General features: G+C 60.2%; 11 protein-coding genes. 5 read left to right on the top strand and 6 right to left on the bottom strand.

The window, feature by feature from the left end:
• On the top strand, positions 1-399 hold a 399-nt coding region (locus tag AC3ZU9_RS31010; protein WP_490091769.1), incomplete at its 5' end, for a methyl-accepting chemotaxis protein.
• Between the two features lie 78 nt (positions 400-477).
• On the opposite strand, the gene AC3ZU9_RS31005 is transcribed toward AC3ZU9_RS31010, so the two are convergent.
• From AC3ZU9_RS31005 to AC3ZU9_RS30995, 3 genes are read right to left on the bottom strand one after another with little or no spacing between them, the layout of a single operon-like run.
• Positions 478-1,098, bottom strand: coding sequence for an SOS response-associated peptidase (locus tag AC3ZU9_RS31005; RefSeq protein WP_012722267.1), 621 nt, complete (start codon positions 1,096-1,098; stop codon positions 478-480).
• Positions 1,099-1,134: 36 nt separating this feature from the next.
• Positions 1,135-1,395 (bottom strand): putative signal transducing protein, encoded by a 261-nt coding sequence (locus tag AC3ZU9_RS31000; protein ID WP_003171843.1) that lies wholly within the window; start codon positions 1,393-1,395, stop codon positions 1,135-1,137.
• 11 nt (positions 1,396-1,406) lie between these two features.
• Positions 1,407-1,589, bottom strand: coding sequence for a CPXCG motif-containing cysteine-rich protein (locus AC3ZU9_RS30995; protein ID WP_490091768.1), 183 nt, complete (start codon positions 1,587-1,589; stop codon positions 1,407-1,409).
• Between the two features lie 133 nt (positions 1,590-1,722).
• On the opposite strand from AC3ZU9_RS30995, the gene AC3ZU9_RS30990 reads away from it, so the two are divergent.
• A complete protein-coding gene (locus AC3ZU9_RS30990; protein ID WP_173390377.1) occupies positions 1,723-2,886 on the top strand; it encodes a 1-acyl-sn-glycerol-3-phosphate acyltransferase in 1,164 nt (387 codons plus the stop codon).
• 119 nt (positions 2,887-3,005) lie between these two features.
• On the opposite strand, the gene AC3ZU9_RS30985 is transcribed toward AC3ZU9_RS30990, so the two are convergent.
• Positions 3,006-3,263: a hypothetical protein gene (locus AC3ZU9_RS30985; RefSeq protein ID WP_012722264.1), complete on the bottom strand. Its 258-nt coding sequence runs from the start codon at positions 3,261-3,263 to the stop codon at positions 3,006-3,008.
• A gap of 182 nt (positions 3,264-3,445) precedes the next feature.
• Here AC3ZU9_RS30985 and AC3ZU9_RS30980 point away from each other — a divergent pair, with 182 nt between their 5' ends.
• Positions 3,446-3,655 (top strand): hypothetical protein, encoded by a 210-nt coding sequence (locus AC3ZU9_RS30980; protein WP_012722263.1) that lies wholly within the window; start codon positions 3,446-3,448, stop codon positions 3,653-3,655.
• 58 nt (positions 3,656-3,713) lie between these two features.
• Here the strand turns inward: AC3ZU9_RS30980 and AC3ZU9_RS30975 are convergent, their stop codons facing one another.
• Positions 3,714-4,301: a YajG family lipoprotein gene (locus AC3ZU9_RS30975; protein WP_012722262.1), complete on the bottom strand. Its 588-nt coding sequence runs from the start codon at positions 4,299-4,301 to the stop codon at positions 3,714-3,716.
• Positions 4,302-4,495: 194 nt separating this feature from the next.
• On the opposite strand from AC3ZU9_RS30975, the gene AC3ZU9_RS30970 reads away from it, so the two are divergent.
• Positions 4,496-4,729 (top strand): hypothetical protein, encoded by a 234-nt coding sequence (locus AC3ZU9_RS30970; protein WP_043204801.1) that lies wholly within the window; start codon positions 4,496-4,498, stop codon positions 4,727-4,729.
• A gap of 8 nt (positions 4,730-4,737) precedes the next feature.
• Here the strand turns inward: AC3ZU9_RS30970 and AC3ZU9_RS30965 are convergent, their stop codons facing one another.
• On the bottom strand, positions 4,738-5,058 hold the full coding sequence (locus tag AC3ZU9_RS30965; protein WP_139237946.1) for a hypothetical protein: 321 nt from the start codon (positions 5,056-5,058) through the stop codon (positions 4,738-4,740).
• A gap of 395 nt (positions 5,059-5,453) precedes the next feature.
• Here AC3ZU9_RS30965 and mqo point away from each other — a divergent pair.
• On the top strand, positions 5,454-6,676 hold a 1,223-nt coding region (gene mqo / locus AC3ZU9_RS30960; protein WP_490091767.1), incomplete at its 3' end, for a malate dehydrogenase (quinone).

Raw genomic sequence — 6,676 nt, 5'->3', positions numbered from 1 at the left:
GCCGACGAAGTGCGCAACCTGGCGCAGAAAACCCAGAAGGCCACCGAAGAAATCCAGACCATGATCCAGCAGTTGCAACAAGGCACGCGGGATGTGGTGCGGGTGATGGAAGACAGCCAGAGCCGTACCGATGAAAGCGTGCAGCACGCGGCCAAGGCGGCCGAAGCACTGGAAACCATCAGCCAGGCCGTGTCGGTGATCAACGACATGAACACCCAGATCGCCAGCGCGGCCGAGGAGCAGAGCGCTGTGGCCGAGGATATCAACCGCAACGTGATCAATATTGGCCAGGTGGCCAATGAAGTGGCGGGCGGCGCGGATGAGTCCAGCGCGGCCAGTGCGGACCTGACCAAATTGGCGGAGCAGCAACGGCGGCTGATCAATCAGTTCAAAGTCTAGGGATTTTCGGTGGCTTGAGGCCGCCTTCGCGAGCAAGCCCGCGAAGGGGCCAGTCAACCTAACCCAACACTTACTGACTCACGCCGGCGTCAGGCACTCCGGCCCATTGAGCTTCGGATCATTGACCATGTTGGCCAAAACCCGCTCGCGCAACGCGGTCGGCTCACTGGCCAACAAGCCTTGCAACACAGGCAACGGCGTCTCGGGATCAAGCCAGGCTTCCTGCCCTGCTGCATCCAGGATTAACGGCCGGCGCTGAGCCTGTGCGGCCTGGGTCACCACCGCCGTGCTCAGCCACACCTGCTCCTGCACGGGGTAAGCTTCCCAGATCGCGGCGAAAAACAGCGTGGAGCCCTCCCCCGGCGTCAACCAGTACGGGCGTTTGCGCTGGGTACCGCGCCATTCGTAGAAACCGTTGGCGGGCAGCAGGCAGCGACGCTGGCGGAACGCTTCGCGGAACATCGGTTGTTCGGCCAAGGTTTCGGCTCGCGCATGCGCAGGCGTGCGGGACAGGTCGGTCAGCCAGGGCGGTGTAAGCCCCCAGCGGGCTCGCGCCAGGGTGCGCTGGCCGTCGGTGGCGCGCTGGATCAGCACCGAATCATTCGGGGAGATGTTCCACTGGGCCTGCTGGTCGGCCGGGAAGCCCGGCAAGGCAGCAAAAGCAGGGTTCCAGCGAAACAGGGCATAACGTCCACACATGGGGCAACACGACTCTTGGGTAAACCGACCGACAGCCTAACAGACCAGCACGTCGGGGAAGCTGTCCGGTTCGTCGCCGGGCAAGGGTTGCGCGCCAATGTAGGCAGTGATCAGCTCGCGGGCGTCAACGGCCCGGTCGTTGTCCACCTCCAGCCCCAATAGGCCGAAGATCGGCAATTCGCCAGTGCCGCCCAGCAAATGGCGACCCACCAGGTGCGCCTCGATGCCCTCGCTGGCGAGCATCTGTTGCAGCAGCTCGCCTTCCATCAGGTTTTCCGGTTCGTAGATTCGCTGCATGGGCGTCCCCGTTATTCGTTCTCGCTGCGGGTTTCAAACATCCATTCTTCACCATGGACCTGCAGATCGAAAATAATCGGTCGGCAACACACCTGGCAGTCTTCTATATAGGTCTGGTCACCACCCGACAAATCCACCGTTGTCTCGACCACTTCACCACAATAAGGACAATCGTACGTCGCGCTTTCCAGCATCGCAGCCTCCAAGGTGACTTGTGCGTATAATCGCCGGTCTATTTACAGGGTTATCGTTCGGCTGAGCCCATTACTCAGGCCGCGCCCTGGTATTTCCTTTACTTACCCTAGCCGTTTCTAACAAGAGAGCATGATGGGCCAATTCGATACCATCCGACCTTACAACGACAGCGAAGTCCCGGCAGTACTGGACCGGCTGTTCAGTGACAAGGCCTTTCTGGACATCCTGACCCACTTTCGCTTCCCGCGCTTTGCCGGCGCCCTGGGCTGGCTGCTCAAGCCAATGATCGCCCGCAAGCTGCGCCGTGAATTCGCCGGTGTCACCACCGTGGCCACGCTGCAGGACAAAGTCGAGTATTACGTCGATCACACCATTGATCGAGCGACCGACGGCGTCACTTATACCGGTGTAGAGCAACTCAAGTCTGGCACCGCCTACGTATTCCTGGCCAACCACCGCGATATCGTAATGGACCCGGCCTTCGTCAACTATGCCGTATACCACGCCGGCCTGCCGACGCCCCGCATCGCCATCGGCGACAACCTGCTGCAAAAGCCGTTTGTCAGCGACCTGATGCGCCTGAACAAGAGCTTTATCGTGCACCGCTCGATCACCGGGCGAAAGGAGAAGATGGCGGCCTACAACCTGCTGTCGGCCTACATCAACCACTCGATCCGCAACGACTGCCAGTCGATCTGGATCGCCCAGGCCGAAGGGCGCGCCAAGGATGGGGATGATCGCACCGAGTCGGCGATCCTCAAGATGTTCCACGTCAGCCGCAAGGACGAGCCGTTTGCCGAGGTGATCCAGTCGTTGAACCTGACGCCGGTATCGATCAGCTACGAGTACGACCCTTGCGATACCGCCAAGGCTCGCGAGCTGTATATCCGCGCCACGACGGGTACCTACTGCAAGGCACCGGGTGAGGATGACGTGAGCATCGCCCTTGGCATCACGGGCTACAAGGGCCGGGTGCATATCAACTTCGCACCGCCGATTACCGAACGCTTCGAAGACACCAAGCTGCTGGCGGTGGAAATGGACCGGCAGATTTTGGGCGGTTACAGGCTGTTCCCGGTGCACTACCTGGCGTACCAGCAGTGGAGCGACGCCGACCCGCAATTGCAGGTGCCGACGGCGGCCGAAGTGTTCCCTGCGGACGAACTGGCCAAGGCCAAGGCTGAATGGGAGCGCCGCCTGAACGAATGCCCGGCCGAGCACCGGCCGTTCCTGGTGGTGCAATATGCAACCCCGGTGCGTAATCAGTATCGGGTCAAAGCGGGCATTCCGCTGTAAAACACCGATCCAAATGTGGGAGGGGGCTTGCCCCGATCACGGAGGGTCAGTCGACATCTGATTGACTGGCATACCGCTATCGGGGGCAAGCCCCCTCCCACATTTGCTTTATGGCGTGTTTAAAGACGGGTGCTGAGCCAGGAGAGGGCCAGCGCCAACCCCAGGCAGGCGAACCCGACGCGGTAAGCCAGGCGATGCGCCCGCTCGGTGCGCACATCCAGAAACAACATCGGCTGGTCGATCGCGCGGTCTTCGCGTTGTGCGGTCAGTTCGGCCATCGCGCGCTGTTCGTGCAGGCGGGTGATGAACAGCAGCGCGGCACCCGGGCAGGCCACCAATAAAGCCACAACATTGATCAATAGTGCGGGCAGCGCCATCGCAAACCTCAGTAGACAGTGTCTTGGTATCAGTTCAGATACAAACCTGAACGATAGTGGCCTCCAGCGCCGCAAATGCTCCCTCCCCCATTGACGGCTAATGTATCCAGTAATTTACGTCGTCACCTGAACGTCACCTTAACAGGCCACTCTGTTGCCCTTCGACGCTTTAGGAGCTTGTCATGTTGCACGCGCAAAACCAGGATCGGCTGTACCTGATCGCCCAAAGCGAAGAGCAAGAGGCGCTGATCGGCGGCCTGGCCTTCAACGTCCAGGACCGCCACTGGCTGGTGTATTGCGCGCTTGGCGGGCACCAGCATGCGGACTTGCCGGAGACCGATCTGTTGACGGGGGTGAGCCTGCTGGACTTCTGTATCGACACCGCCGCATGAAACTGAAGGCGAAAAAAAACCGGACGCCTCGCAGCGTCCGGTTTTTTTTGGGAAGCGGTTATTGCGAGCTGAGCAATGAACCGATGCTTGGGTCCTTGAACAGTCGAGTCAAGGCGTCACTCAGGACATCGCTGACCAACTTGGTGTTGGTTTCCTGGTTCGGCGACATACCGAACCGCTGGTTCAGGGACGCACCGTAGCGACCGCTGTAGCGACGGGTACCGGCGCTGACGTCGGACTTGAAGGTCGCGCCGATGGACGCCTCGGTCACGTACAGGCCGTCTTTAGGCGACTGATATTTCAATTCGGCCAGGGTGATGGTCAACTGCGGAGCACCCGGCGCGTTGGGGCTCGGGGTGAAACCCAGCAGGCGCACGGCGGCTTCAGCCTGGGCTTGCAGCTTGGGCAGTACGTCTTGAGCGTTCACCGAGACCAGGGCCGTTTCCGGGTACAGGCCACCGCGCGAGCCGAGTGTCGGCGATGGACGACCATCCACCACACGCACCGATACCGCCTGGCCGTGGCCGACTGGGGCCAACTGGGTGGTGATCTTCGGTTCCGGGGTCAGTTGTTGCGGGCTGTTGGCGCAGCCAACCAAGGTCAAACTGGTCACAGTGATCAAACCGAACAACAGGCGTTGCAACATGCTCTTCTCTCCAGAAATCGAGTACCGACAGGCGGGCAGTATAGCGGTGCGCCAGTGCCGGGAACTAGCGCCAGTTACATCCTGAGACCCCTGCGGACTGTAGCGGTTCGATGTCACTGATATGTCATGACCGATACACAGACCCGTCATGCCCGACAGGCAAGCTTGGCCCCAATCTCAGGAGGTTGATCGCCATGCATTTTTTCTGGTCACTGTTCACGCGCAAGACCGCCCTTCGCCAGTATGCCCTGCTCGATGCGCAAGGTCGTTGCCAGGCCTTCAAGGAGTGCAGCCAGCCTCCTGTAGGTGACGGCTGGGTGGAAATCGACGAAATCCGCCTGAGCTGGATGCACCACCCGCTGCCGGCCCGCGCCCGTGTCAGCCCGCGTGCAGCGCAGTCACCCCGACACCAGCCGTTGGCCGCCTGACCGAACGCCTAATAAAAGTCATAAAACACGCCCATTTCCTTAGCGTTCTTCGCTACAATCTCCCCCCGATTATAAGGACGTCTCCTGATCGGGCCTCGCAGCATCGTTAATGCCTCGGTATTAACCCCAAGAATCGCCCACAGAGAGCCGCCCACACAGATCGAGTGAAGCTGGCGCGCTTGCTGTTTCTTTGCAAACCACCCGTCTTTACCGAATCTGCCAGAGCTGCCATTGCGCTCGGCCACTTGAGTTGTTTGCCCGTTTTGCCGCGTGTCGGCAAGGTATCCGGGCCAGGTGCCAGGCTGGGGCAGCCCTTTTTTGAGGTTCACGTCTTCAAAAGAGCGTGAAAAAACGGGTTTTCACTACTTCACAAGAGTGTGGCGAGCAAATGAATAGTTTGGCGTTTGTACAAGCACCATCAGCGTCTGGAACAGCCCAACCACACAGGACCGAGTACTCCTTAACAACCGGAGCTTGAGCCTGTCCGCTACGGATTGATTGCACGAATCACACGCTTTGACCATAAGTCGAATTGCCACAGGCGCCCATGAATGCGTTCATAGGCAGATTCGCCCGGCAGGAAGCGTGTGCTGAAGTTGCAAAGAATTGCGAATCGGACATGGCGATCCTGGCCATGGGTAACCTGGGGCAACACGTGAAACGCCCCGTCACTCCTGGCAGCCATGCCGTCAATTTGGTGCTGCAGATTTTGGAGACGCGTTAAATGGCGCATAACGAAGCAGTCGACGTAGTACTGGTAGGGGCCGGCATCATGAGTGCCACCCTGGCCGTACTGCTCAAAGAGCTCGACCCCGGCCTCAAGCTGGAAGTCGTTGAGCTGATGGATTCGGGTGCCGCGGAAAGTTCCAACCCGTGGAACAACGCCGGTACCGGCCACGCCGGCCTGTGTGAGCTGAACTACACGCCGCAGGCCGCAGATGGCTCCATCGACATCAAGAAAGCCGTGCACATCAACACCCAGTTCGAGGTGTCGAAGCAGTTCTGGGCGTACCTGACCCAAAAGGGCACCTTTGGCTCGTCCAAGTCCTTTATCAGCCCGGTGCCGCACCTGAGCTTTGTGCAGGGCGAAAAAGGTGTGTCTTTCCTCAAGCAGCGCTTTGAAACCCTCAGCCAGCATCACGCGTTTTCGGACATGCACTACACCGAAGACCGCAACGAGATGGCCGAGTGGATGCCGCTGATGATGCCGGGGCGCCCGCTCGACGAAAAAATCGCGGCCACCCGCGTGATGAACGGTACCGACGTCAACTTCGGCGCGCTGACCAACCAACTGCTCAGCCACCTCTCCAGCTCGCCGGATGCCCAGGTCAAGTACAGCAAGCGTGTCACCGGCCTCAAGCGCAATGGCGCGGGCTGGACCGTGAGCATCAAGGACGTCAACAGCGGCAACAGCCGTGAAGTCGATGCCAAGTTCGTGTTCCTCGGCGCCGGTGGCGCGGCCCTGCCGCTGCTGCAAGCCTCGGGCATCGAAGAAAGCAAAGGCTTTGGCGGCTTCCCGGTCAGCGGCCAATGGCTGCGTTGCGACAACCCGGAAGTGGTCAAGCATCACCAGGCCAAGGTCTACAGCCAGGCGGCGGTGGGTTCGCCACCGATGTCCGTGCCGCACTTGGACACCCGCGTGGTGGATGGCAAGAAGTCCCTGCTGTTCGGGCCATATGCCGGGTTCACCACCAAGTTCCTCAAGCACGGCTCATTCCTTGACCTGCCTCTGTCGGTTCGCGCCGGCAACATCGGCCCGATGCTGGCCGTGGCCCGGGACAACATGGACCTGACCAAATACTTGGTCAGCGAAGTGATGCAGTCCATGGAGCAGCGCCTGGAATCCCTGCGCCGCTTCTACCCGGAGGCGAAAGCCGAAGACTGGCGCCTGGAAGTGGCCGGCCAACGGGTGCAGATCATCAAGAAAGACCCGAAGAAAGGCGGCGT

The sequence above is a fragment of the Pseudomonas sp. A39 genome (assembly GCF_058145955.1).
The sequence above is the reverse complement of the archived record's forward strand: the minus strand, read 5'-3'. Positions and strand labels throughout refer to the sequence as shown.